Raw genomic sequence first — 24295 nt, 5'->3', positions numbered from 1 at the left:
GCGTTCGGGGGCTCCGGTGGCGGCAGCCTTGCACGCCCGGTCGTGAGCGGTAAGGTGATCTTCGTCTTGCCTCCGAGCGCCGCAAGTGACGAGCGCAGCATCCGGTTTGGGCCAGGGGGGCCTTGACGAACTGCACGCAGCGCGCAATTCTCAGGACGCGTCGTCACAACGATCCAAGATCCGAGGCATGGATCGACGACGAAGAGGGCAGTATCAACGTGCGTCGAGGGCGTGGTCTTGCCGCAGGGGTTGAGTACAACGAGGGCGACGAGGGTTCTGAAAACCCGCACTGGACATCAGTGGGCCTTGTGGCTACACTGACCCTTTGCGCTGCCTGTTAGCTGTCCCCTGCCCGTCACCAGGGGCCTGCCCTCGCTTGAGCACTGACCACCAGACCGTTCCTGACCTGGCGAAACGCCATTTCGGAGGAGTCCGGCTCTGTGTATCCGGTGAGGGGCCGGCACGCGCGTAGTGAGTCCGAGCCCTCGGAAGGACCCCCTCTTGGCCGCCTCGCGCAATGCCTCGACCGCGAATACGAACAACGGCGCCAGCACCGCCCCGCTGCGCATCTCCTTTGCAAAGATCAAGGAGCCCCTCGAGGTTCCGAACCTTCTTGCGCTGCAAACCGAGAGCTTCGACTGGCTGCTCGGCAATGACGCGTGGAAGGCTCGTGTCGAGGAGGCTCTGGACAACGGTCAGGACGTCCCCACCAAGTCCGGGCTCGAGGAGATCTTCGAGGAGATCTCCCCGATCGAGGACTTCAGCGGGTCGATGTCGCTGACTTTCCGCGACCACCGCTTCGAGCCGCCGAAGAACTCGATCGACGAGTGCAAGGAGCGTGACTTCACCTACGCGGCTCCTCTGTTCGTCACCGCCGAATTCACCAACAACGAGACCGGCGAGATCAAGTCCCAGACGGTCTTCATGGGCGACTTCCCGCTCATGACGAACAAGGGCACGTTCGTCATCAACGGCACCGAGCGTGTCGTGGTGTCGCAGCTGGTCCGCTCGCCCGGTGTCTACTTCGACTCCAGCATCGACAAGACGTCCGACAAGGACATCTTCTCCGCCAAGATCATCCCGTCCCGGGGTGCCTGGCTGGAGATGGAGATCGACAAGCGCGACATGGTCGGTGTCCGTATCGACCGCAAGCGCAAGCAGTCCGTCACCGTGCTGCTCAAGGCTCTCGGCTGGACGACCGAGCAGATCCTGGAGGAGTTCGGCGAGTACGAGTCGATGCGCGCCACCCTGGAGAAGGACCACACCCAGGGCCAGGACGACGCGCTGCTCGACATCTACCGCAAGCTGCGTCCGGGCGAGCCCCCCACGCGTGAGGCCGCGCAGACGCTGCTGGAGAACCTGTACTTCAACCCCAAGCGCTACGACCTCGCCAAGGTCGGCCGCTACAAGGTCAACAAGAAGCTGGGTACGGACACGCAGCTGGACGCGGGTGTCCTGACCGTCGAGGACATCATCGCGACGATCAAGTACCTGGTGCAGCTGCACGCCGGTGAGACCGAGACCGTCGGCGGCAACGGTCAGTCGATCGTCGTCGAGACCGACGACATCGACCACTTCGGCAACCGTCGTCTGCGCAACGTCGGCGAGCTCATCCAGAACCAGGTCCGCACGGGTCTGGCTCGTATGGAGCGCGTCGTGCGCGAGCGCATGACGACCCAGGACGTCGAGGCGATCACGCCGCAGACCCTGATCAACATCCGGCCGGTCGTCGCCTCCATCAAGGAGTTCTTCGGCACCAGCCAGCTGTCGCAGTTCATGGACCAGAACAACCCGCTGTCCGGGCTGACGCACAAGCGTCGTCTGTCCGCGCTCGGCCCGGGTGGTCTGTCCCGTGAGCGGGCCGGCTTCGAGGTCCGTGACGTGCACCCCTCGCACTACGGCCGCATGTGCCCGATCGAGACGCCCGAAGGCCCGAACATCGGTCTGATCGGCTCGCTCGCCACCTACGGCCGGGTCAACGCGTTCGGTTTCGTCGAGACCCCGTACCGCAAGGTCGTCGACGGCCAGGTCACCGACGAGGTGAACTACCTGACCGCCGACGAGGAGGACCGGTTCGTCATCGCGCAGGCCAACGCGCCGCTCACCGACGAGCTCCGCTTCGCCGAGGCCCGCGTGCTGGTCCGCCGCCGTGGCGGCGAGGTCGACTACGTCGCGCCCGAGGACGTGGACTACATGGACGTCTCGCCGCGCCAGATGGTGTCGGTCGCGACCGCCATGATCCCCTTCCTGGAGCACGACGACGCCAACCGCGCCCTCATGGGCGCGAACATGATGCGCCAGGCCGTTCCGCTGATCCAGGCGGAGTCCCCGCTCGTCGGCACCGGCATGGAGTACCGCTCCGCGGTCGACGCCGGCGACGTGGTCAAGGCCGAGAAGGCCGGCGTGGTCCAGGAGGTCTCCGCGGACTACATCACCACCGCCAACGACGACGGCACGTACATCACGTACCGCCTGGCCAAGTTCGCCCGCTCCAACCAGGGCACCTCGGTCAACCAGAAGGTCATCGTCAACGAGGGCGACCACGTCATCGAGGGCCAGGTCCTCGCCGACGGTCCGGCCACCGAGAACGGTGAGATGGCCCTCGGCAAGAACCTGCTCGTGGCGTTCATGCCGTGGGAGGGTCACAACTACGAGGACGCGATCATCCTGTCGCAGCGCCTCGTGCAGGACGACGTCCTCTCCTCGATCCACATCGAGGAGCACGAGGTCGACGCCCGTGACACCAAGCTCGGCCCCGAGGAGATCACCCGGGACATCCCGAACGTCTCCGAGGAGGTCCTCGCCGACCTGGACGAGCGCGGCATCATCCGGATCGGTGCCGAGGTCATCGCCGGCGACATCCTCGTCGGCAAGGTCACCCCGAAGGGCGAGACCGAGCTGACCCCCGAGGAGCGCCTGCTGCGCGCGATCTTCGGTGAGAAGGCCCGTGAGGTCCGTGACACCTCGCTGAAGGTGCCGCACGGTGAGACCGGCAAGGTCATCGGCGTGCGCGTCTTCGACCGCGAGGAGGGCGACGAGCTCCCGCCCGGTGTGAACCAGCTGGTGCGCGTCTACGTCGCGCAGAAGCGAAAGATCACCGACGGTGACAAGCTCGCCGGCCGTCACGGCAACAAGGGCGTCATCTCGAAGATCCTGCCGATCGAGGACATGCCGTTCCTGGAGGACGGCACCCCGGTCGACATCATCCTCAACCCGCTCGGTGTCCCGTCCCGAATGAACCCGGGACAGGTCCTGGAGATCCACCTCGGCTGGCTCGCCAGCCGCGGCTGGGACGTCTCCGGCCTCGCCGACGAGTGGGCGCAGCGTCTCCAGGCGATCGGCGCCGACAGTGTCGACCCCGGCACCAACGTCGCGACCCCGGTCTTCGACGGTGCCCGCGAGGACGAGCTCGCCGGTCTGCTCGAGCACACGATCCCCAACCGCGACGGTGAGCGCATGGTGCTTCCGTCCGGTAAGGCTCCGCTGTTCGACGGCCGCTCGGGTGAGCCCTTCCCGGAGCCGATCTCGGTCGGCTACATGTACATCCTCAAGCTCCACCACCTGGTCGACGACAAGCTGCACGCCCGCTCGACCGGTCCGTACTCCATGATCACCCAGCAGCCGCTGGGTGGTAAGGCCCAGTTCGGTGGCCAGCGCTTCGGCGAGATGGAGGTGTGGGCACTGGAGGCCTACGGCGCCGCGTACGCCCTCCAGGAGCTGCTGACCATCAAATCCGACGACGTCACCGGCCGCGTGAAGGTCTACGAGGCCATCGTCAAGGGCGAGAACATCCCCGAGCCCGGCATCCCCGAGTCCTTCAAGGTGCTCATCAAGGAGATGCAGTCTCTCTGCCTGAACGTGGAGGTGCTGTCCAGCGACGGTATGTCCATCGAGATGCGTGACACCGACGAGGACGTCTTCCGCGCTGCGGAGGAGCTCGGCATCGACCTGTCCCGGCGCGAGCCGAGCAGCGTCGAAGAGGTCTGACGGAGTCCGGCGGGCCTTCTGAACAACCGCAGAAGGCCCGCCGACCCCGGGACCCCGTTTCAGACCCAAAGACTTACGACCCTGAGAGGGATTGACGCATAGTGCTCGACGTCAACTTCTTCGACGAGCTCCGGATCGGCCTGGCCACCGCTGACGACATCCGTCAGTGGAGCCACGGCGAGGTCAAGAAGCCCGAGACCATCAACTACCGCACCCTCAAGCCCGAGAAGGACGGACTCTTCTGCGAGAAGATCTTCGGTCCGACCCGGGACTGGGAGTGCTACTGCGGCAAGTACAAGCGCGTTCGCTTCAAGGGCATCATCTGCGAGCGCTGTGGCGTCGAGGTCACGCGCGCCAAGGTGCGCCGTGAGCGGATGGGCCACATCGAGCTGGCCGCCCCCGTCACGCACATCTGGTACTTCAAGGGCGTTCCGTCGCGGCTGGGCTACCTGCTCGACCTCGCCCCGAAGGACCTGGAGAAGGTCATCTACTTCGCTGCGTACATGATCACGTACGTCGACGAGGAGCGCCGTACGCGCGACCTGCCCTCGCTGGAGGCCCACGTCTCCGTCGAGCGCCAGCAGATCGAGCAGCGCCGTGACGCCGACCTGGAGGCCCGTGCCAAGAAGCTCGAGGCCGACCTGGCCGAGCTGGAGGCCGAGGGTGCCAAGGCCGACGTGCGCCGCAAGGTGCGCGAGGGCGCCGAGCGCGAGATGAAGCAGCTGCGCGACCGCGCCCAGCGCGAGATCGACCGTCTCGACGAGGTGTGGAACCGCTTCAAGAACCTCAAGGTCCAGGACCTGGAGGGCGACGAGCTGCTCTACCGCGAGCTGCGTGACCGCTTCGGCACGTACTTCGACGGTTCGATGGGTGCCGCGGCGCTGCAGAAGCGCCTGGAGTCCTTCGATCTGGAGGAGGAGGCCGAGCGCCTCCGCGAGATCATCCGCACCGGCAAGGGCCAGAAGAAGACCCGTGCGCTGAAGCGGCTGAAGGTCGTGTCCGCGTTCCTGCAGACCTCCAACAGCCCCAAGGGCATGGTCCTCGACTGCGTCCCGGTGATCCCGCCGGACCTGCGTCCGATGGTGCAGCTGGACGGTGGCCGCTTCGCGACCTCCGACCTCAACGACCTGTACCGCCGTGTGATCAACCGGAACAACCGACTGAAGCGGCTTCTCGACCTCGGCGCGCCCGAGATCATCGTGAACAACGAGAAGCGCATGCTCCAGGAGGCCGTCGACGCGCTGTTCGACAACGGCCGCCGCGGCCGTCCGGTCACCGGTCCGGGCAACCGCCCGCTGAAGTCCCTCAGCGACATGCTGAAGGGCAAGCAGGGTCGTTTCCGTCAGAACCTGCTCGGCAAGCGAGTCGACTACTCGGCGCGTTCCGTCATCGTCGTCGGCCCGCAGCTCAAGCTGCACCAGTGCGGTCTGCCCAAGGCCATGGCGCTGGAGCTCTTCAAGCCGTTCGTGATGAAGCGTCTGGTCGACCTGAACCACGCGCAGAACATCAAGAGCGCCAAGCGCATGGTCGAGCGCGGCCGCACGGTCGTGTACGACGTGCTGGAAGAGGTCATCGCGGAGCACCCGGTTCTGCTGAACCGTGCGCCCACGCTGCACCGCCTCGGCATCCAGGCCTTCGAGCCGCAGCTGGTCGAGGGCAAGGCCATCCAGATCCACCCGCTCGTCTGCACCGCGTTCAACGCGGACTTCGACGGTGACCAGATGGCCGTGCACCTGCCGCTGTCCGCGGAGGCGCAGGCCGAGGCCCGCATCCTCATGCTGTCCTCGAACAACATCCTCAAGCCCGCCGACGGCCGTCCGGTGACGATGCCGACCCAGGACATGGTGCTGGGTCTGTACTTCCTCACCACCGACGCCGAGGGCCGCGAGATCAAGGGCACCGACCGCCCGTTCTCCTCGGTCGCCGAGGCGATCATGGCGTTCGACGCCGGCGAGCTCTCGCTCCAGGCGCCGGTCGACATCCGCTTCCCGGTGGGCACCATCCCGCCGCGTGGCTGGGAGCCGCCGGTCCGTGAGGAGGGCGAGCCGGAGTGGCAGCAGGGTGACAGCTTCACGCTGAAGACCACGCTCGGCCGTGCCCTCTTCAACGAGCTGCTGCCCGAGGACTACCCGTTCGTCGACTACGAGGTCGGCAAGAAGCAGCTCTCCCAGATCGTCAACGACCTGGCCGAGCGCTACCCGAAGGTCATCGTGGCGGCGACGCTCGACAACCTGAAGGCGTCCGGCTTCTTCTGGGCCACCCGTTCCGGCGTCACCGTCGCCATCTCCGACGTCGTGGTCCCCGAGGCCAAGCGGGAGATCGTCAAGGGCTACGAGGCCCAGGACGAGAAGGTCCAGAAGCAGTACGAGCGCGGTCTGATCACCAAGGACGAGCGCACGCAGGAGCTCATCGCGATCTGGACCAAGGCGACCAACGAGGTCGCCGAGGCGATGAACGAGAACTTCCCGAAGACCAACCCGATCTTCATGATGGTGAGCTCGGGCGCACGAGGCAACATGATGCAGATGCGTCAGATCGCCGGTATGCGTGGTCTGGTGTCGAACGCGAAGAACGAGACGATCCCGCGTCCGATCAAGGCGTCGTTCCGTGAGGGTCTGTCCGTGCTGGAGTACTTCATCTCCACGCACGGTGCCCGTAAGGGTCTGGCGGACACCGCACTGCGTACCGCCGACTCGGGTTACCTGACCCGTCGTCTGGTCGACGTCTCGCAGGACGTGATCATCCGCGAGGAGGACTGCGGCACCGACCGCGGTCTGCGTCTGCAGATCGCCGCCCGCGGCGGCGACGGCACGCTGATCAAGGCCGAGGACGTCGAGACGTCCGTGTACGCGCGCTGCCTCGCCGAGGACATCGTCGTCGACGGCAAGGTGCTGGCCCCGGCCGGTACCGACCTGGGCGACGTGCTCATCGACGAGCTGATCCGCTACGGCGTCGCGGAGGTCAAGACCCGCTCGGTCCTGACCTGCGAGTCCGCCGTCGGTACCTGCGCGATGTGCTACGGCCGCTCGCTGGCCACCGGCAAGCTGGTCGACATCGGTGAGGCGGTCGGCATCATCGCCGCCCAGTCCATCGGTGAGCCCGGTACCCAGCTGACGATGCGTACCTTCCACACCGGTGGTGTGGCCGGTGACGACATCACCCAGGGTCTGCCGCGTGTCGTCGAGCTCTTCGAGGCCCGTACCCCGAAGGGTGTCGCCCCGATCTCCGAGGCCTCCGGCCGCGTGCGGATCGAGGAGACCGAGAAGACCAAGAAGATCGTCATCACGCCGGACGACGGCAGCGACGAGACGGCGTACCCGATCTCGAAGCGCGCCCGACTCCTGGTCAGCGAGGGCGAGCACGTCGAGGTGGGCCAGAAGCTCACCGTGGGTGCCACCAACCCGCACGACGTGCTGCGCATCCTGGGCCAGCGTGCCGTCCAGGTCCACCTGGTCGGCGAGGTCCAGAAGGTCTACAACTCGCAGGGTGTGTCGATCCACGACAAGCACATCGAGATCATCATCCGGCAGATGCTGCGCCGTGTGACGATCATCGAGTCCGGCGACGCCGAGCTGCTGCCCGGCGAGCTGGTCGAGCGGTCGAAGTTCGAGACCGAGAACCGTCGTGTGGTCCAGGAGGGCGGTCACCCGGCCTCCGGTCGTCCGCAGCTGATGGGTATCACCAAGGCCTCGCTGGCGACCGAGTCGTGGCTGTCGGCGGCGTCCTTCCAGGAGACGACCAGGGTTCTGACGGACGCGGCGATCAACGCCAAGTCCGACTCCCTGATCGGCCTCAAGGAGAACGTCATCATCGGTAAGCTCATCCCGGCCGGTACGGGTCTGTCCCGCTACCGCAACATCCGGGTGGAGCCGACCGAGGAGGCCAAGGCCGCGATGTACTCGGCCGTCGGCTACGACGACATCGACTACTCGCCGTTCGGCACCGGCTCCGGCCAGGCCGTGCCGCTGGAGGACTACGACTACGGTCCGTACAACCAGTAGGCGAGCAAACAGCTCCAAACGCTGAAGGGCGGTCTCCCCGTTACCGGGGGGCCGCCCTTCGGCGCATCATGGAGGGGACCCCCGCCGTCCCGGGAGGTGGTTGGCGGTGTCGTACCCCGCTTGGCAGCCATGGGAGCCGCACAGCACCCCGTCCGTACGCGCCTCGCACGCCGATCGCGAGCGGGCCGTGGACGTGCTCAAAGCCGGCTTGGGGGAGGGGCGGCTGGAACAAGCCGAATTCGAGAGACGGGTCACCCGGGCGTACGCGGCCCGGACCGTGGGGGAGCTGGCACGGCTGGTCGCCGACCTGCCGCAGGGCCCCGTACCGCCCGGCACGGCCGGCTCGGCCGTCCCCTCCACGTTCGTCGCGGAGCCGCGGGCGCGGATCAACGCGAAGGCGGTCGGATCCGCGATCTGCGGGGCGCTGTGCCTGGTGACCGTCGGGATCACCGCCGTGCCCGCGGTGATCCTGGGGCACATGGCACGTGCCGAGATCCGCAGCCGGGAGGAGGAGGGCGACTGGCTGGCCCTGACCGGCCTGGTGCTGGGCTGGCTGTCGATCGCCGGCTGGCTGCTGGTGCTCGTCATGATCGCGGTGGTGGTGGGCACGGCCTGAACCGGGATGGTCCGACGTGGGGTGGCCTGACCCCTGACCTGGAGTGGCCCGGCCCGGGGCGGCTCGGGCCGTTGCGGTCCGGGCCGTGGCGGGTCGGTCAGGGGCGGGGCTGGAGGTACGGCTGCAGGTGGTGCAGCCGGGTGTAGTGGTCCGGGTGCGAGGACAGCAGCTTGCTGAGCGGCGACTCGGACACCGCGACCCCTCTGTTCGCGGCGGTGAGCGCGGCGACCTGCTGCTGTTCCTGCTGGTGCAGCTTCTCCAGTACGGCGGCCAGCATCGGGGCGAAGCCCAGTGCGGCGGCGTGCTGGTCGGCGCGCAGCTCGGAGCGGCGGCCGACGGCGGCGAGCGCGTAGGGCATGGCCAGGACCAGCAGCGGCAGGCCGTACAGCGTGGTGATGGTGGCGAGCGCGACGACGCCGGCGAACAGGCCGAAGAAGAGCACGCCGAAGCAGGAGAAGACACGGGACACCCGGAACATGAACCCCGTGACCGCGCGTAGCACCCGCCAGGCGAGCCGGCCGGGCAGCGCGTACCAGTACCCCAGCAGCCCGGACCAGGCGTGGCCGCCCACGTGATGGCCCAGCTCGTGTGCCATCACGGCGGCCAGCTCGCCGTTGGGCAGCTGGTGCACGGCGAAACGGGTGACGCCGACGATGTGCCCGGCCGCGGCGACCGCGTTGAGCGCGTCGCTGTCCTCGACCCACAGCTCGTAGTTCCGGCCCTCGACGCCGGCACGGGCGGTGACCTCGCGCCAGACGGGTTCGAGTCTGGCTCGTTCTTGCGGGGTGGGGTAGCGCAGACGGAGCAGACGGCGCGCAAGGGTGCTTTCCGTGGGGCGGTGGAAGACCAGTGCGCCGCTGGCGAGCCAGGCCAGGACGACCAGGAAGGCGAGGTCGCCGAAGATCAGTGAGAGCAGGACGACGACGACCAGGCTGCACAGGAAGTTCGGCAGATGGAGAAGGAGGCTGCCGACGGCGGTGGCGTCGGTGCGGCGCTGCTGGGCGGAGATGTGCACGCGCCCGCGGTCGGTGCTGATGTGGTGCGGGTGCGCCGGATCGTCCGGCGTGGGAGTTACCGCCGGGCCGGGCGGCGTGGGAGGGCCGTGCGGGTGCGAGGGCTGCTGGGGGTACTGCGGTGGGGGAGGCGCCGCCGGGTGGGCGTACTGCGGGGGTAGCTGCGGGTACTGCGGCGAGGCCTGTGGGTACTGAGGGGCCGGTTGGGGGTGGGGCTGGGGGTACTGCGGCGCCTGTGGGTGGCCCTGTGGGTATGCGGCCGGCGCCTGCGGGTGGGGGTGGGGGTATGCGGGCGTGGTCTGCGGGTGGGGTTGAGGGTATGGCGGCGGGGTCTGGCCCTGCTGGTGGCCCTGTTGCGGCAGCCCGGGGTGGGGCTGTGGGTGGTGCGGCGGCGTCTGCGGGTGGCTCTGCGGGTATGCGGGCGGGATCTGGGAGGGCGGCTCGGGGTGGTTCGGGGAGCCCGGCGGCTGGGTCATGGTGATTCCTTCGCTTTGCGTGAGCGGTGGCCGGCCCGTGAGTCAGCCGATCAGCAGGGAGGCGGGCAGCAGGAGCGTTCCGGCGCAGAAGGCGATCAGCCCGACGCGGATCCACTGGTGCTTGCGCCAGGCGATCCGGCTCGTCTCGGTGAGCGCGGCGGTCAGGCCGGCCGCGGGATCCGCCTCGGTGTCCGCGAGCGCGGTGTCGAGCCGGCCCGCGCGAACGGCGCGCTGGATGTCGCCGAAGTACGACAGGGGCTGCCCCGGCGCCCACGTCCCGGTGCGGTAACGCGGCAGTACGGCCAGGAGCAGCGCGAACAGGGACAGGGCGAGGGAGACGACGCCGGCCCACCACAGTGCGGTGCCGGGCGCCGAGAGCGCGGCCGGGGACCAGTTCCGCCCGGCGAGCAGGCCGCTGAACACGCCCGCGGTCATCCCGAGCGCGGCGACGAGGACGGCGGCCTTGCTGTCCGCGCGGGCGATCTCGGTACGCAGGTCCGTCAGCAGCCGCTCGCACAGCTCCGCGCGGCGTACCGCGGCGGTGGCGTCCGTCGCCGGGGCGGGCGCCACCGGGTCGGCCGTCGTCACGGGCGGGACACCTCGTCTTCGGTGCCGTCCGCCCGGGCGGGGTCCGCTCGGTCGGTGCCCGCGGCGGGGCCGGGCGTGGTGGGCGGCGTCGCGGGGGCCCGGTCCGGGGGCGGGGTCGGTGTCGCGGAGGCCTGGTCGGCAGGTGCGGTCGGGCTGGTTCCGTAGCCGGGCGGCGGCTGCCAGGCGGGGGCGGCGGGCCGCGGGGGCGGGTACGCCGCCGGTGGCGGGGGCGTGACCGGTGCGGCCTGGATCACGGGAGCGCCGGGCGGGACCGGCGGCGGGGCGTACGGCATGGGCGGCGGCGCGTACGGGGTGCCGGGCGCATTCGGGGCCGTGGCGTGGGGCGGCGGTGGTGACGCCGGGCCGGCGGGTGGTGCGGGGTGGGGGACACCGGCGGGCGGTGGGGCGTAGGGCGTAGCCGTCGGGTAGGGACCGGCCGGGTACGGGCCGTCTGGGTGCGGGCCGGGTGGGTACGGACCGGCCGGGTACGGGCCGGTGATCGGCGGCGCAGGCGGCGCCGGGGCCGGCGTCGAGGCGTCGTACGGCCGCGCCGAAGCGTCGTAGGGCGCCGGACCACCGCCTCCGTCCACGTGGCCCTGGTCCGGCGCGGGCAGCAGCGGCGGGGTCTGGGGGACGCCCGGCAGGCGCTGGTTGAGGATGTCGCTGACCGTGCGCAGCGCCAGTTGCTTCGGGCCCTCCAGCTCGAACTTCTCGGCGCCTTCGCCGCCGAGGAGCTCCTTCACCAGGTCCATCTGAGCCTGGATCATGCGCAACTGGTCCTCGCGCAGGCTCTGCATGACGACCCGTGAGTCCTCGGGGTGCTGGGCGAGGTGCAGTGCCCAGGACTGCACGCCCCCCTGCGACAGATGCCACTGGTAGAACTCGATCTTCTGCGCCTCGATCTTCTGAAGCTCCAGCATCTGCTGCCCCTGGAGCATCGCCTGCTCGTGCTGCCAGCGCTGCTGTTGCAGCGTCAACTCCTGCTGCTGCCGCCCGTAGTCCATGGCCCGGCCCAGTTGGAGGGCGTCCTGCTGCCGGTCCCGGTGGTCCGTCTCGACGTCGACCCGCATGCCCTGCCGGGCCACACGGATCTGCTCCGCGGCGGAGTGGTCGATCTCCTGGAGCCGGTGCTGGTGGTCGATGTTCGCCTGGTCGCGGCGCAGCCGCAGCGTCCGGTCGACGTGGAGCCCCGCGGACGCGCCGAGCGGGCCGGCGAGTGTGCGCAGCAGTTCCTGCTCGGCGGCCGCGCTGTCGGCGATCGAGAACCGGCGTGCCACCGGACGGGCCGTCTGCTGGAGTTCGCCGAGCAGCAGGGCGGGCACGTCCCGGACGCCGCTCGCCACGAACCGCGCGGGGTCGTGCACCCGCCAGGAGACGTCCACCTCGGCGGTGAACTCGAAGGCGTCGTTGTCGCTGGGCAGCGCCAGCGTGTCGGTGAAGGGGTGGACGCCCGTGTCCACCTCGTACACGGCCGTGTACCGGTGCGCGGCGATCTCGCCGCGGGACGGGCGTCTGGGCGGCAGGTAGGACTCGTACCCGCCCTTCGGGGTGGAGAAGACCAGCGCGTGGTCGATGCGTACGACGTGCTTCAGCGACAGCTCGAAGCGCGAGAGCTGCCGCACGGTGAGCACCGGGTCGGTCAGCCGGGTGTGCCGGTCGGCGGGTTGCTGCCAGTCGGGCGGGCGGTGGAAGGAAGGCATGACGCGTCTTTCGGTCAACGGGGTGGAAGCGTGCTCAGCAGCCGGGCGGCGACGTCCGGCGGAGGATCTCCGTCCGTGCCGGGCATGGTGCGCAGCAGATGGTTCAGCCGCTGGTGCTCGGGTGCGGAGGTGACGAGCCCGGGCAGCAGGGCGGCGAGCGCCCATTCCGCGGTCGTGGAGCGGTCGGCGGCCAGTACCCAGTCGCGCATCACCTCCAGGGCGTGCCGGGTCCAGTACTGGTCGCCGAGCGCCTCCCGCCACAGGTGCGCGATGCCCCGGGCGGTGGTGTCGTCGGCCGCCGCGGCCCGCGCGTACCAGTCGAGGACGAGCGGTCCGCCGTGGCGGTCGTCGCCCTCGGTGCGGCGGCAGGCGTTGACGAAGCCGCCCAGGGCCAGGTCGCGCACGGCCCGGTCGTCTTCGAGGTGGGCGCGCAGTTCGGTGAGGACCTCGGTGGAGGCGGCCGACAGCAGCAGCAGTTCCACGGCCTCGGCGAGTTCCCGCGCCGTCTCCCGGTCGAAGTCGTCCGGGTCGCCGAAGTGCCGGTACAGCTCGCGGGCGGCGTCGCGCAGCGCGGCCAGTGCCTGCCGCGGGCGCTCCGGGCCGATCAGCGCGTACGCCCGTACCGCCACCCAGCGCAGCCGCCGGTCCCCGGCGCCGGACCAGGCGTCGAGGACGCTCGGGACGTTCGGCGTGCCGATGTGGTGGGCCAGGGTGAGCGCGTTGACCGCGACGAGCCGGTGCCGGAACAGATGGGAGGTGGCCCACGGCTCGATGACCAGCGCCATCGCCGACGGCAGGTCGGTACGGGCGAGGACGGCGACGGTGGAGGCGGCCCGGGTGCGGACCAGTGGGCGGCCGTCGTCGGCGAGCCGGCGCAGCCACTCGATCAGCGCGGGCCGGGCGGAGGGGTGGCCCGTCCACACCTCCCGAAGCAGCACCAGCGCGGCCCGCTCGTCGGTGAACGCCGCCTTCGACTGGGTCACCGGCCCCCACTCGGTGTGCTCGTCGTCCTCGTAGCGGCGGGCGCGGGCCAGTTGCAGCCGCTTGCCGATGTGGGTGCCGAAGACGGGGACCTCGGGGACGCGGCTGGGGTTCTCGGTGCGCTGCAGGAAGCGGTAGAGCAGGTCGCTGAGTTCGGCGGTGAGTGCGTAGGGGCCGTCGTCGAAGGCGGCGAGCGCGATGAGGAACGCCTTGTCGCGCAGGTGGACGGCGGTCTCGTCCGCCTCGAACCACTCCTGGACCTGGTTCTCCAGCGCCGCGAGGGAGAAGTCGGCCACCTCCCGCTCGGCGGCCCGGCCGGCGGCGTACCGGCCGAGGGTGTGCGCGAAGGCGGCGACCTCGCGCAACTGGTGGCTGCGGCCCAGGAACTCCTTGACGTCCGGCAGCCCGAGCAGACGTTCGACGTCCGGTTCGTCGGCCTGGGCGCGCAGGTGCGCGGCGAGCACGTCGGCGGCGGCCGGCGGCCGCCACTCGACGAACGGAACGTCCTCCAGTACGGCGCTGGAGCCGACGGTGATCACCAGATAGGCGTCCCGCTCGGCGAGCCGGTCACCGGCGGCCAGCAGGTGCGTCTCACGCAGTGCGCTGCCGCGGCGGGTCACCAGGTCGCACAGGACGTATCCACGGGCGCGCCCGGCGTCGTCCTCGTCGTCGGACGCGGTGAACCGGTCGGCGAGCGTGCCCGGGGTGGTGTCGCGGTCCAGCGCGTGCACGGGCGTGGCGCCGAGCCGGTCCAGCAGCATCAGAGCGGCCGTGCGGCGGCCGGTGAAGCGGGCGCCGGACAGCACCAGGACGCGGTCGCGGCGCAGCCGGTCCAGGAGAGCGCCGACGGTGTCGTCGTCGGCGACGAACGAGCCGGCCAGCCGGTCCAGCGTGCCCCGGGGGATCTCGCCGGAAGCGGACGCGGACGGGAACGCGGACAGGCCGGGGACCGACCAGTGGTGGATCTCCTTCTTGCTGCCCATGACGACGTCGCCGGTGACCCGGCCGCCGGAGACGCCGTGCTGGTCACCGGCGACGTAGCCGCCCGCGAAACTCGTCCGGGCGCCGATCTTCATGGTGCGCGGGCTGTGGTCGACCAGGTCGCGCCGCGCCGACCAGGCGTTCTGCGGCTGGTCCCGTTCCTCGGACTCCTCGGCCGCGCCGTCCTTGCGGGTCTCGTCCCCGGCGGCCTCGCCCTGGTCCGGGCCTGCGCCCCCGCCGGCCGGGCCCGGAGGGCCACCGCCCGGCGCCCCGGCCTGCGCCTCCTGGCCGCTCACGAGCCCTCACCCGGCGCGCCCCGCTCGCCCTTGCCGCCCATGACGACGTCGCCGGTGACCCGGCCGCCGGAGACGCCGTGCTGGTCACCGGCGACATAGCCGCCGCCGAAGCTGACCGTGCCGCCGTCGATGTGGAGGACCGGGCCCGGCGCCGGGGCTCCCTCCGATCCGGCCGGCGCCGGGCTGCTCGCCCCGGGGGTCTTCGGCGTCGCCGCCGCGGGCGCCGGGCGGCCCCCCGAGCCGCCCGGCGCCTCCCCCGTCCCCCGTTCACTGTGGTCCTCGCCGGCTCCCGCCGTGCCTCCGGTGGCGGGCGCCGGCCCGTGCAGCCACGCCGTCAGCGGGCCGTTCTTGCTGTCCACCGTCACGCGGTGGAAGTCGGCCGCCGGGATGCCGGGATGGTCGTGCCGTACGACCCCGGCGTACAGGGCGTCCGAGACGCACAGGGCGAAGTCGTCGGCGCGCTCGCGCAGGGCGGCCCGCAGCAGGTGGGCGTCCAGCAGGCGGCAGGCGTGGTTCAGGTCGGAGCCGACCCAGCCCTCGTGCCGGTCGACCGCCACGTAACCGGTGGCGACGACGCCGCGCAGCCGGATCTGCGCGGAGCAGGACGCCATGCGGTTGACCGCCCGCAGCTGCGCCGGGACCTCGGTGAGCAGGGCCCGCAGCAGCGCGGTGACCGAGGCGTTGGCGTCGATCAGCTCCATGACGGAGTCGCCCCGGTCGGCCCGCAGGCGGCGGGTCTCGTCGATGCCCGCGGTCTCCAGCGCGCGGTCGGTGATGTCGTAGAGCATGCGCCGCAGATACGCCTGCTCCACGTCGTCACGGTCGCTGAACCTCTCGATGTCCAGCAACAGGATCGTGCGGCTCACGGGGTCGGTCATGGTCGCCCTTCGAACGGTGGGGGTGGCCGTGCAGGGCAGCAGAGTGGCGCGTGCGGAGCGTGGGGCGTGAGGGCGGATGACGCAGTCGAACTGTGTACGCGTACACAGAACGTCGCCCCGACGCGGCGAGGCCGCCCCGCGGGCGACAACCGGGCAGGGTGGGGGACGAAGGGGGCCCAGGACGGCTAGGACGGCTGAGGGTCGGTGGCCGCTATGCGGCGCAGCACGTCGGGGCGGAGGATCATCAGGGTGCGGCGGCCCGTGGCGACCGCGTCCTTCTCGCGCAGTTCGCGCAGCAGCCGCTGCACCATCTCCCGGGAGGCCCCCACCGAACCCGCCAGTTCCTGCTTGCTGAGGGGGACCGCGAGTTCGATGCCGTCGCCCGTGCGGCGGCCGTGGGTGCGGGCGAGGTCCAGCAGCAGGACCGCGAACCGCTGGCGGACGTTCATCGAGGCGAACTCCAGCCGCCGCCGGTCCGCCGCGCGCGTGCGGTCGGCGGTGAGGCCGAGCAGGGCGAACGACACCGCGGGGGAGCGGCCCAGGAAGTCCTTGAACAGCTCGTGCTCCAGGGCCACCGCCCGCACCGGCTCCAGCGCGGTCACCGTCGCCGACCGCGGGCGCCCGGTCAGCGCCGCCGACTCGCCGACGACATCGCCCGCGCCGCGCAGCGCCAGCAGGGCCTCGTAGCCGTTGGCCGCCGCTGCCGTGACCTTGGTCCAGCCCTCCACCAGGAACAGCACGTGCGAGGACGGCTCGCGCTGGTGGAGGAGGGTGGCTCTCGGTGAGAAGCGCAGCTCGCGGCCCAGGGAGAGCAGTGCCGTGCGGTCCTGGCTCTCCAGGCGCGCCAGGAAGGGCACCCGGTCCTCCAGGCCCCCGTCGTCCGGTCCGTACGGCGCCGGTTTCATCAGGCTGAACCCCCGTTACGCTCGGCGGACGGATCAAAGTACTGAGGGGCGCCGACGTAAAGGGCGCGATCCGGCCAAGTCGGCACACGGACTCCGGCGCCGGTTCCGATCTGCTACGGGGGGCCGCACAGCAGTACGGTGGGAGGACTGGTCAGCGGTGAAAAGCCGAGGACAGAGATGAGAAGTCCGGCGTGTCGGGCCGCGCTCCATTTGTTTTGACCGAAGTCCGTGCGGTAGGTACGCTCAGACCTTGTGCCTGGGGTGTGCCCTGGCTCTCGTGCGTGCCTTCAAACCGCACAGGGTCCGAGAGCGGCCACCGTAATCTGCGCTTTTCTGCCTTGCGGCGGAGGTCCGCGGGATTCGACACACCCGACCGCGTGGGTCGGCGGTGTTCCAGGTTAGCTTCACCATTCGGCACACAGAAACCGGAGAAGTAGTGCCTACGATCCAGCAGCTGGTCCGCAAGGGCCGGCAGGACAAGGTCGAGAAGAACAAGACGCCCGCACTCGAGGGTTCCCCTCAGCGCCGGGGCGTCTGCACGCGTGTGTTCACGACCACCCCGAAGAAGCCGAACTCGGCCCTGCGTAAGGTCGCGCGTGTGCGTCTGACCAGCGGGATCGAGGTCACCGCTTACATTCCGGGTGAGGGACACAACCTGCAGGAGCACTCCATCGTGCTCGTGCGCGGCGGCCGTGTGAAGGACCTGCCGGGTGTTCGCTACAAGATCATCCGCGGCTCGCTCGACACCCAGGGTGTCAAGAACCGCAAGCAGGCCCGCAGCCGCTACGGCGCCAAGAAGGAGAAGTAAGAATGCCTCGTAAGGGCCCCGCCCCGAAGCGCCCGGTCATCATCGACCCGGTCTACGGTTCTCCTCTGGTGACCTCCCTCATCAACAAGGTGCTGCTGAACGGCAAGCGCTCCACCGCCGAGCGCATCGTCTACGGCGCCATGGAGGGCCTGCGTGAGAAGTCGGGCAACGACCCGGTCATCACGCTGAAGCGCGCTCTCGAGAACATCAAGCCGACCCTCGAGGTCAAGTCCCGCCGTGTCGGTGGCGCCACCTACCAGGTGCCGGTCGAGGTCAAGCCCGGCCGCGCCAACACCCTGGCGCTGCGCTGGCTGGTCGGTTACTCCCGCGCCCGTCGCGAGAAGACCATGACCGAGCGTCTGCTCAACGAACTCCTCGACGCCTCCAACGGCCTCGGTGCCGCTGTGAAGAAGCGTGAGGACACGCACAAGATGGCCGAGTCCAACAAGGCCTTCGCGCACTACCGCTGGTAGTCGCAGTCCACATCGAGACCGAGAGAAGACTGAAGCCTTATGGCTACCACTTCGCTTGACCTGGCCAAGGTCCGCAACATCGGGATCATGGCCCACATCGACGCGGGCAAGACGACCACCACCGAGCGGATCCTGTTCTACACCGGCGTTTCGTACAAGATCGGTGAGGTCCACGACGGCGCTGCCACCATGGACTGGATGGAGCAGGAGCAGGAGCGTGGCATCACGATCACCTCTGCTGCCACCACCTGTCACTGGCCGCTGGAGGACGTCGACCACACCATCAACATCATCGACACGCCGGGCCACGTCGACTTCACCGTCGAGGTGGAGCGATCCCTGCGCGTGCTCGACGGTGCCGTGACGGTGTTCGACGGCGTCGCCGGCGTGGAGCCCCAGTCCGAGACGGTGTGGCGTCAGGCGGACCGCTACGGCGTTCCGCGTATCTGCTTCGTCAACAAGCTCGACCGCACGGGTGCCGAGTTCCACCGCTGCGTCGACATGATCACCGACCGCCTGGGTGCGCAGCCGCTCGTCATGCAGCTGCCCATCGGTGCGGAGGCGGACTTCAAGGGCGTCGTCGACCTCGTGACGATGAAGGCCTTTGTCTGGTCGGCCGAGGCCACCAAGGGCGAGATGTACGACACCGTCGACATCCCGGCCACGCACACCGAGGCCGCCGAGGAGTGGCGCGGCAAGCTGCTCGAGGCCGTCGCGGAGAACGACGAAGAGCTGATGGAGCTGTACCTGGAGGGCGAGGAGCCCTCCGTGGAGCAGCTGTACGCGGCGATCCGCCGTATCACCATCGCCTCCGGCAAGGGCGACGGCACCACCGTCACCCCCGTGTTCTGCGGCACCGCGTTCAAGAACAAGGGCGTCCAGCCCCTGCTCGACGCGGTCGTGCGCTACCTGCCCTCCCCGCTCGACGTCGAGGCCATCGAGGGCCACGACGTCAAGGACGCGGAGCAGGTCATCCGGCGCAAGCCGTCCGACGACGAGCCGCTCGCGGCGCTGGCGTTCAAGATCATGAGCGACCCGCACCTCGGCAAGCTCACCTTCGTCCGCGTGTACTCCGGCCGTCTGGAGTCCGGCACCGCCGTGCTGAACTCCGTCAAGGGCCGCAAGGAGCGCATCGGCAAGATCTACCGCATGCACGCCAACAAGCGTGAGGAGATCGAGTCGGTGGGCGCCGGCGACATCGTCGCCGTCATGGGCCTGAAGCAGACCACCACCGGTGAGACGCTGAGCGACGAGAAGCAGCCGGTCATCCTGGAGTCCATGGACTTCCCGGCGCCGGTGATCCAGGTCGCCATCGAGCCCAAGTCCAAGGGCGACCAGGAGAAGCTGGGTGTCGCCATCCAGCGCCTGGCCGAGGAGGACCCGTCCTTCCAGGTCCACTCGGACGAGGAGACCGGCCAGACCATCATCGGTGGTATGGGCGAGCTGCACCTCGAGGTGCTGGTCGACCGTATGCGCCGTGAGTTCAAGGTCGAGGCCAACGTCGGCAAGCCGCAGGTCGCCTACCGCGAGACGATCCGCAAGTCGGTCGAGAAGGTCGAGTACACCCACAAGAAGCAGACGGGTGGTACCGGCCAGTTCGCTCGCGTCATCATCGCGATCGAGCCGATCGAGGGCGGCGACTCGTCGTACGAGTTCGTCAACAAGGTCACCGGTGGCCGTGTGCCGAAGGAGTACATCCCCTCGGTCGACGCCGGTGCGCAGGAGGCCATGCAGTTCGGCATCCTCGCCGGTTACGAGATGACCGGTGTGCGTGTGACGCTGCTCGACGGCGCCTACCACGAGGTCGACTCCTCCGAGCTCGCGTTCAAGATCGCCGGCTCGCAGGCCTTCAAGGAGGCCGCGCGCAAGGCCAGCCCCGTGCTGCTCGAGCCGATGATGGCCGTCGAGGTCACCACGCCCGAGGACTACATGGGCGAGGTCATCGGCGACATCAACTCCCGCCGTGGTCAGATCCAGGCCATGGAGGAGCGGGCCGGTGCCCGCGTCGTGAAGGGCCTCGTGCCCCTGTCGGAGATGTTCGGCTACGTCGGAGACCTCCGCAGCAAGACGTCGGGTCGCGCAAGCTACTCGATGCAGTTCGACTCCTACGCCGAGGTTCCGCGGAACGTCGCCGAGGAGATCATCGCGAAGGCCAAGGGCGAGTAACGCACCGCGTTCACACGCTTTAGGCTTGACTCCGGAGCCTCACGGGACAAACACCCGCAATCGCAGGTGTTTGTCCCGGGGACCGGGCTTTAACAGCAAAGATCACCTGGCGCCGATGAAGTAAGGCGTACAGAACCACTCCACAGGAGGACCCCAGTGGCGAAGGCGAAGTTCGAGCGGACTAAGCCGCACGTCAACATCGGCACCATCGGTCACATCGACCACGGTAAGACGACCCTCACGGCCGCCATTACCAAGGTGCTGCACGACGCGTTCCCGGACCTGAACGAGGCCTCGGCGTTCGACCAGATCGACAAGGCTCCTGAGGAGCGCCAGCGCGGTATCACCATCTCCATCGCGCACGTCGAGTACCAGACGGAGACCCGTCACTACGCCCACGTCGACTGCCCCGGTCACGCGGACTACATCAAGAACATGATCACGGGTGCCGCCCAGATGGACGGCGCCATCCTCGTGGTCGCCGCCACCGACGGCCCGATGCCGCAGACCAAGGAGCACGTGCTCCTGGCCCGCCAGGTCGGCGTTCCGTACATCGTCGTCGCCCTGAACAAGGCCGACATGGTGGACGACGAGGAGATCCTGGAGCTCGTCGAGCTCGAGGTCCGTGAGCTGCTCTCCGAGTACGAGTTCCCGGGCGACGACGTCCCGGTCGTCAAGGTCTCGGCGCTCAAGGCGCTCGAGGGCGACGCCGAGTGGGGCCAGTCCGTTCTCGACCTGATGAAGGCCGTGGACGAGTCCATCCCGCAGCCCGAGCGTGACGTCGACAAGCCGTTCCTGATGCCGATCGAGGACGTCTTCACGATCACCGGTCGCGGTACGGTCGTCACCGGCCGTATCGAGCGTGGTGTCCTGAAGGTCAACGAGACCGTCGACATCATCGGCATCAAGACCGAGAAGACCACCACCACGGTCACCGGTATCGAGATGTTCCGCAAGCTGCTCGACGAGGGCCAGGCCGGTGAGAACGTCGGTCTGCTGCTCCGCGGCATCAAGCGCGAGGACGTCGAGCGCGGCCAGTGCATCATCAAGCCGGGCTCTGTCACCCCGCACACCGAGTTCGAGGCCCAGGCCTACATCCTGTCGAAGGACGAGGGTGGTCGTCACACCCCGTTCTTCAACAACTACCGTCCGCAGTTCTACTTCCGTACGACGGACGTGACCGGCGTCGTGACCCTCCCCGAGGGCACCGAGATGGTCATGCCGGGTGACAACACCGAGATGACGGTGGAGCTCATCCAGCCCGTCGCCATGGAAGAGGGCCTGAAGTTCGCCATCCGCGAGGGTGGCCGGACCGTGGGCGCCGGCCAGGTCACCAAGATCACCAAGTAAGTCCGCTTGCTTGGGGGTCCGTTGACCCGGTAGCTCCACCGCGAGCTCCTGAAGGGGCCCGTACGACTTCGGTCGTACGGGCCCCTTTGCCGTGCTCGCGCCCGGCCCCTCGCCGTGTTCGCGGTCTTCGCCGTGTTCGCACAAGCAGCGGTCGCTCTCGAACAATTCATAGGGGTCCGTAGGTGCTCGGTGAAACCTAATCGAACCTTGTGGGGCGAATTGGCGAGAGTTCCGGCAATTCCCCCGTGTGCGCGGGGGGAATGTTCTTTTCTGTCCTGTGTGGGGCGGTGCGCGCGGTCGTAGCGTGAACCGTCGTCGGGTGGCTCACGGGCCCCGAAGTGTTTCCGAGGACGGCTGGGTTTTCTTGATGCAGGGTGTGCGCGGCGGACTGTCGATACCGATGCCGGTCGCGGCGGCCGATCGGCCACCGCAGCGGCTGAGCAGACCGAGGCCCGCTCCCGCCCGCGCCGCCCGGTCCCGCCCGCGGCTGTACGTACTCGACGGCATCCGCCTGGGCGCCGCCCTGATGGTGGTCCTGCACCACTTCGCGGGAACGCGCCGGGCCGACGAGCCGGGCAACATGATCTGGGACCGGCCGGTTTCGGACATCATGCCGACGGTGTTCCGCGTCGCCTCGTTCGGCTGGGTCGGCGTCGAGATCTTCTTCGTGATCAGCGGCTTCGTGATCTGCATGTCGTGCTGGGGCCGCACGCCCCGGGACTTCTTCGTGTCCCGGGTGATCCGGCTGTACCCGGCGTACTGGTTCGGGGTGTTCTTCACCACCGCCGTCCTGGTGCTGGTGCCGGGGGTGATGGAGCGGCTGCCGCTGCGGGAGGTCCTGTTCAATCTGACGATGCTGCAGGCGGGTTCGGACGTCCCGAACGTCGATCCCGTCTACTGGACGCTCTGGTCGGAGCTGCGCTTCTACCTCCTGTTCCTGGTCGTCGTCGCGATGGGCCTGACCTACCGCCGGGTCGTCGTCTTCTGCTGCGTCTGGGGCGCGGCGGCGATGCTCGCGCCGGTCTCGAAGTTCCCGCTGCTGGTACTGGCGGCCGACCCCAGCGCCGCCTGGTACTTCATCGCCGGCCTTGCCCTCTACCTCATGCACCGCTTCGGTCAGGACCTGCTGCTGTGGGGCATCCTCGCGATGGCCTGGCTCATGGGCCAGCTGGAGCTGGGGGAGCGGGTGGCGTACGAGCAGGTCAGCAGTTGGCGCGGCGCCGTCGTCGTCTTCACCGTCTTCATGCTGGTGATGGTGGGCGTCGCGCTCGGCCTGACCGACCGCATCCGCTGGAGGTGGCTGGTGACGGCGGGCTGCCTGACCTACCCGCTCTACCTCACGCACTACGTCGCCGGAATGGTGCTCATCAACCGCCTCCGGGACACGATGGACCCGCGGCTGCTGCTCGTGGTGCTGATCGCCGGGTTCCTGGTGCTGAGCCGGCTGGTGCACCGAATGGTGGAACGACCCGCGGCGCGCCTCCTGAAACGGGGGCTGGACTCGTCGTTCGCGCGGTTGCGGAGTTTTCAGCGGGTGGCTTAGCCGGGCACGACCCCCTGGGGGACGATGTCGGCTCAGCCGATCGACCGAACGGGGGAGCCCGGCGACACGATGCCGCGGGTCGGCTGCCGGCGGAGTCGTGGAACTCGACCGACCGGGCCCACGCCGGGGCCCTGTGACCCGCAGGGAACGGCAGGGGTTTGACCTGCGTCGGCCGCCGGGTATTCTCTCCGGCTCGATTGGCGTCCCCGGTGCCCCATATGGCAGACTGTCCGAGTTGCTCGGTCGAGTGTTGATGCTGCGCGCCTCCCGCCGGGAGGACCGGAAGCGAGTCCCACAGTACTCGTCGCCCCTGATCAGGGGCGGACGTACGGGAATCTTCCGGGAAGTGTGAGCGCGGCACCGGCCAGGCGCCCGGTGGGCTTCTCGCCCCCGGCTCGCGGTTCCGGAAGGGCTGTGCGTAATCCCGCAGGGATGCTCGAACAAGGGGCATCTGTGTCAGCGGGACCGCGACACGCCCGACCGCGTGGGTCGGAGACAGACCAAGGGAACACCGGGTTCCAGAGCGTAAAAAGAGACAGGACTACGAAGTAGCCATGGCGGGACAGAAGATCCGCATCCGGCTCAAGGCCTACGACCACGAGGTCATCGACTCCTCGGCGAAGAAGATCGTCGAGACGGTGACTCGCACTGGTGCGTCGGTCGCGGGCCCGGTGCCGCTGCCCACTGAGAAGAACGTGTACTGCGTCATCAAGTCGCCGCACAAGTACAAGGACTCGCGCGAGCACTTCGAGATGCGCACGCACAAGCGCCTGATCGACATCCTCGACCCGACGCCCAAGACCGTTGACTCCCTGATGCGACTCGACCTCCCGGCCGGTGTCGACATCGAGATCAAGCTCTGAGGCCGGTGATCTGAGAGATGGCTAAGCAGATCAAGGGCATCCTGGGCGAGAAGCTCGGTATGACGCAGGTGTGGGACGAGAACAACCGTGTTGTTCCGGTCACCGTCGTCAAGGCCGGGCCCAACGTCGTCACCCAGGTCCGTACGAACGACGCCGACGGCTACGAGTCCGTCCAGATCGCGTTCGGCGACATCGACCCGCGCAAGGTGAACAAGCCCCTCAAGGGCCACTTCGCCAAGGCCGACGTCACCCCCCGTCGTCACCTCGTCGAGATCCGCACCGCGGACGCCTCCGAGTACGCGCTCGGCCAGGAGATCACCGCTGAGGTGTTCGAGGCCGGCGTCAAGGTCGACGTGACCGGCAAGAGCAAGGGCAAGGGCTTCGCCGGTGTCATGAAGCGCCACAACTTCCGTGGCCTCGGCGCCGGACACGGTACCCAGCGCAAGCACCGCTCGCCCGGCTCCATCGGTGGCTGCGCCACCCCGGGCCGTGTGTTCAAGGGCCTCCGCATGGCGGGTCGCATGGGCAACGAGCGGGTCACCACCCAGAACCTGACCGTCCACGCCGTTGACGCGGAGAAGGGTCTGCTGCTCATCAAGGGCGCGGTTCCCGGTCCGAACGGCGGCCTCGTCCTGGTCCGCACCGCGGCCAAGGGGGCCTGAGGTAACCG

The 24295-nt window shown here is 69.1% G+C and carries 16 protein-coding genes; 10 read left to right on the top strand and 6 right to left on the bottom strand.

What is annotated here, in order from left to right; translation table 11 throughout:
• Positions 1-501: 501 nt before the first annotated feature.
• The 3 genes from rpoB to DN051_RS16960 all read left to right on the top strand — a co-directional run bounded on the left by rpoB (position 502) and on the right by DN051_RS16960 (position 8604).
• Positions 502-3987 carry a DNA-directed RNA polymerase subunit beta gene (gene rpoB, locus DN051_RS16970; RefSeq protein WP_053762843.1) on the top strand — a complete coding sequence of 1162 codons (3486 nt, stop codon included), beginning with the start codon at positions 502-504 and terminating at the stop codon, positions 3985-3987.
• Between the two features lie 101 nt (positions 3988-4088).
• Entirely contained in the window at positions 4089-7988 is a 3900-nt protein-coding gene (locus DN051_RS16965; RefSeq protein ID WP_053762842.1) for a DNA-directed RNA polymerase subunit beta', read from the top strand.
• 106 nt (positions 7989-8094) lie between these two features.
• Positions 8095-8604 carry a DUF1707 and DUF4190 domain-containing protein gene (locus DN051_RS16960; RefSeq protein ID WP_079001809.1) on the top strand — a complete coding sequence of 170 codons (510 nt, stop codon included), beginning with the start codon at positions 8095-8097 and terminating at the stop codon, positions 8602-8604.
• Positions 8605-8701: 97 nt separating this feature from the next.
• Here the strand turns inward: DN051_RS16960 and DN051_RS16955 are convergent, their stop codons facing one another.
• The 6 genes from DN051_RS16955 to DN051_RS16925 form a co-directional block, all read right to left on the bottom strand.
• Positions 8702-9979 carry a M48 family metalloprotease gene (locus tag DN051_RS16955; protein ID WP_425471783.1) on the bottom strand — a complete coding sequence of 426 codons (1278 nt, stop codon included), beginning with the start codon at positions 9977-9979 and terminating at the stop codon, positions 8702-8704.
• A gap of 156 nt (positions 9980-10135) precedes the next feature.
• Complete coding sequence (locus DN051_RS16945) at positions 10136-10681, bottom strand: Pycsar system effector family protein (RefSeq protein ID WP_420709171.1); 546 nt, start codon at positions 10679-10681, stop codon at positions 10136-10138.
• Entirely contained in the window at positions 10678-12381 is a 1704-nt protein-coding gene (locus DN051_RS45815; RefSeq protein WP_199314945.1) for a hypothetical protein, read from the bottom strand. Before DN051_RS45815 ends, DN051_RS16945 begins: the two co-directional genes overlap by 4 nt.
• Before the next feature lie 14 nt (positions 12382-12395).
• Entirely contained in the window at positions 12396-14639 is a 2244-nt protein-coding gene (locus tag DN051_RS16935; protein ID WP_246041049.1) for a hypothetical protein, read from the bottom strand.
• Entirely contained in the window at positions 14636-15517 is an 882-nt protein-coding gene (locus tag DN051_RS16930) for a hypothetical protein (RefSeq protein ID WP_112439007.1), read from the bottom strand. The genes DN051_RS16935 and DN051_RS16930 overlap by 4 nt, the downstream gene beginning before the upstream one ends.
• A gap of 185 nt (positions 15518-15702) precedes the next feature.
• Entirely contained in the window at positions 15703-16422 is a 720-nt protein-coding gene (locus tag DN051_RS16925) for a Crp/Fnr family transcriptional regulator (protein ID WP_112439006.1), read from the bottom strand.
• Positions 16423-16858: 436 nt separating this feature from the next.
• Between DN051_RS16925 and rpsL the strand changes: the two genes are divergently transcribed.
• The 7 genes from rpsL (at position 16859) to rplC (ending at position 24287) form a co-directional block, all read left to right on the top strand.
• Entirely contained in the window at positions 16859-17230 is a 372-nt protein-coding gene (gene rpsL / locus DN051_RS16920; protein WP_003948652.1) for a 30S ribosomal protein S12, read from the top strand.
• 2 nt (positions 17231-17232) lie between these two features.
• Positions 17233-17703, top strand: a complete 471-nt coding sequence (rpsG, locus tag DN051_RS16915) for a 30S ribosomal protein S7 (RefSeq protein WP_053759523.1) — start codon at positions 17233-17235, stop codon at positions 17701-17703.
• A gap of 39 nt (positions 17704-17742) precedes the next feature.
• The gene (fusA, locus tag DN051_RS16910) at positions 17743-19869 is read left to right on the top strand and encodes an elongation factor G (protein ID WP_053759522.1); all 2127 of its coding nucleotides are present in this window, start codon (positions 17743-17745) and stop codon (positions 19867-19869) included.
• A gap of 156 nt (positions 19870-20025) precedes the next feature.
• Positions 20026-21219 carry an elongation factor Tu gene (tuf, locus tag DN051_RS16905; protein ID WP_053759521.1) on the top strand — a complete coding sequence of 398 codons (1194 nt, stop codon included), beginning with the start codon at positions 20026-20028 and terminating at the stop codon, positions 21217-21219.
• Between the two features lie 367 nt (positions 21220-21586).
• On the top strand, positions 21587-22762 hold the full coding sequence (locus DN051_RS16900; protein WP_246041047.1) for an acyltransferase family protein: 1176 nt from the start codon (positions 21587-21589) through the stop codon (positions 22760-22762).
• 554 nt (positions 22763-23316) lie between these two features.
• Positions 23317-23625 (top strand): 30S ribosomal protein S10, encoded by a 309-nt coding sequence (rpsJ, locus tag DN051_RS16895; RefSeq protein ID WP_003948644.1) that lies wholly within the window; start codon positions 23317-23319, stop codon positions 23623-23625.
• Positions 23626-23642: 17 nt separating this feature from the next.
• Positions 23643-24287, top strand: a complete 645-nt coding sequence (gene rplC / locus DN051_RS16890; protein ID WP_053759520.1) for a 50S ribosomal protein L3 — start codon at positions 23643-23645, stop codon at positions 24285-24287.
• Positions 24288-24295: the final 8 nt, after the last annotated feature.

This window comes from Streptomyces cadmiisoli, from assembly GCF_003261055.1.
Classification (GTDB): domain Bacteria; phylum Actinomycetota; class Actinomycetes; order Streptomycetales; family Streptomycetaceae; genus Streptomyces; species Streptomyces cadmiisoli.
This window is presented reverse-complemented; position numbering and strand designations above follow the sequence as displayed.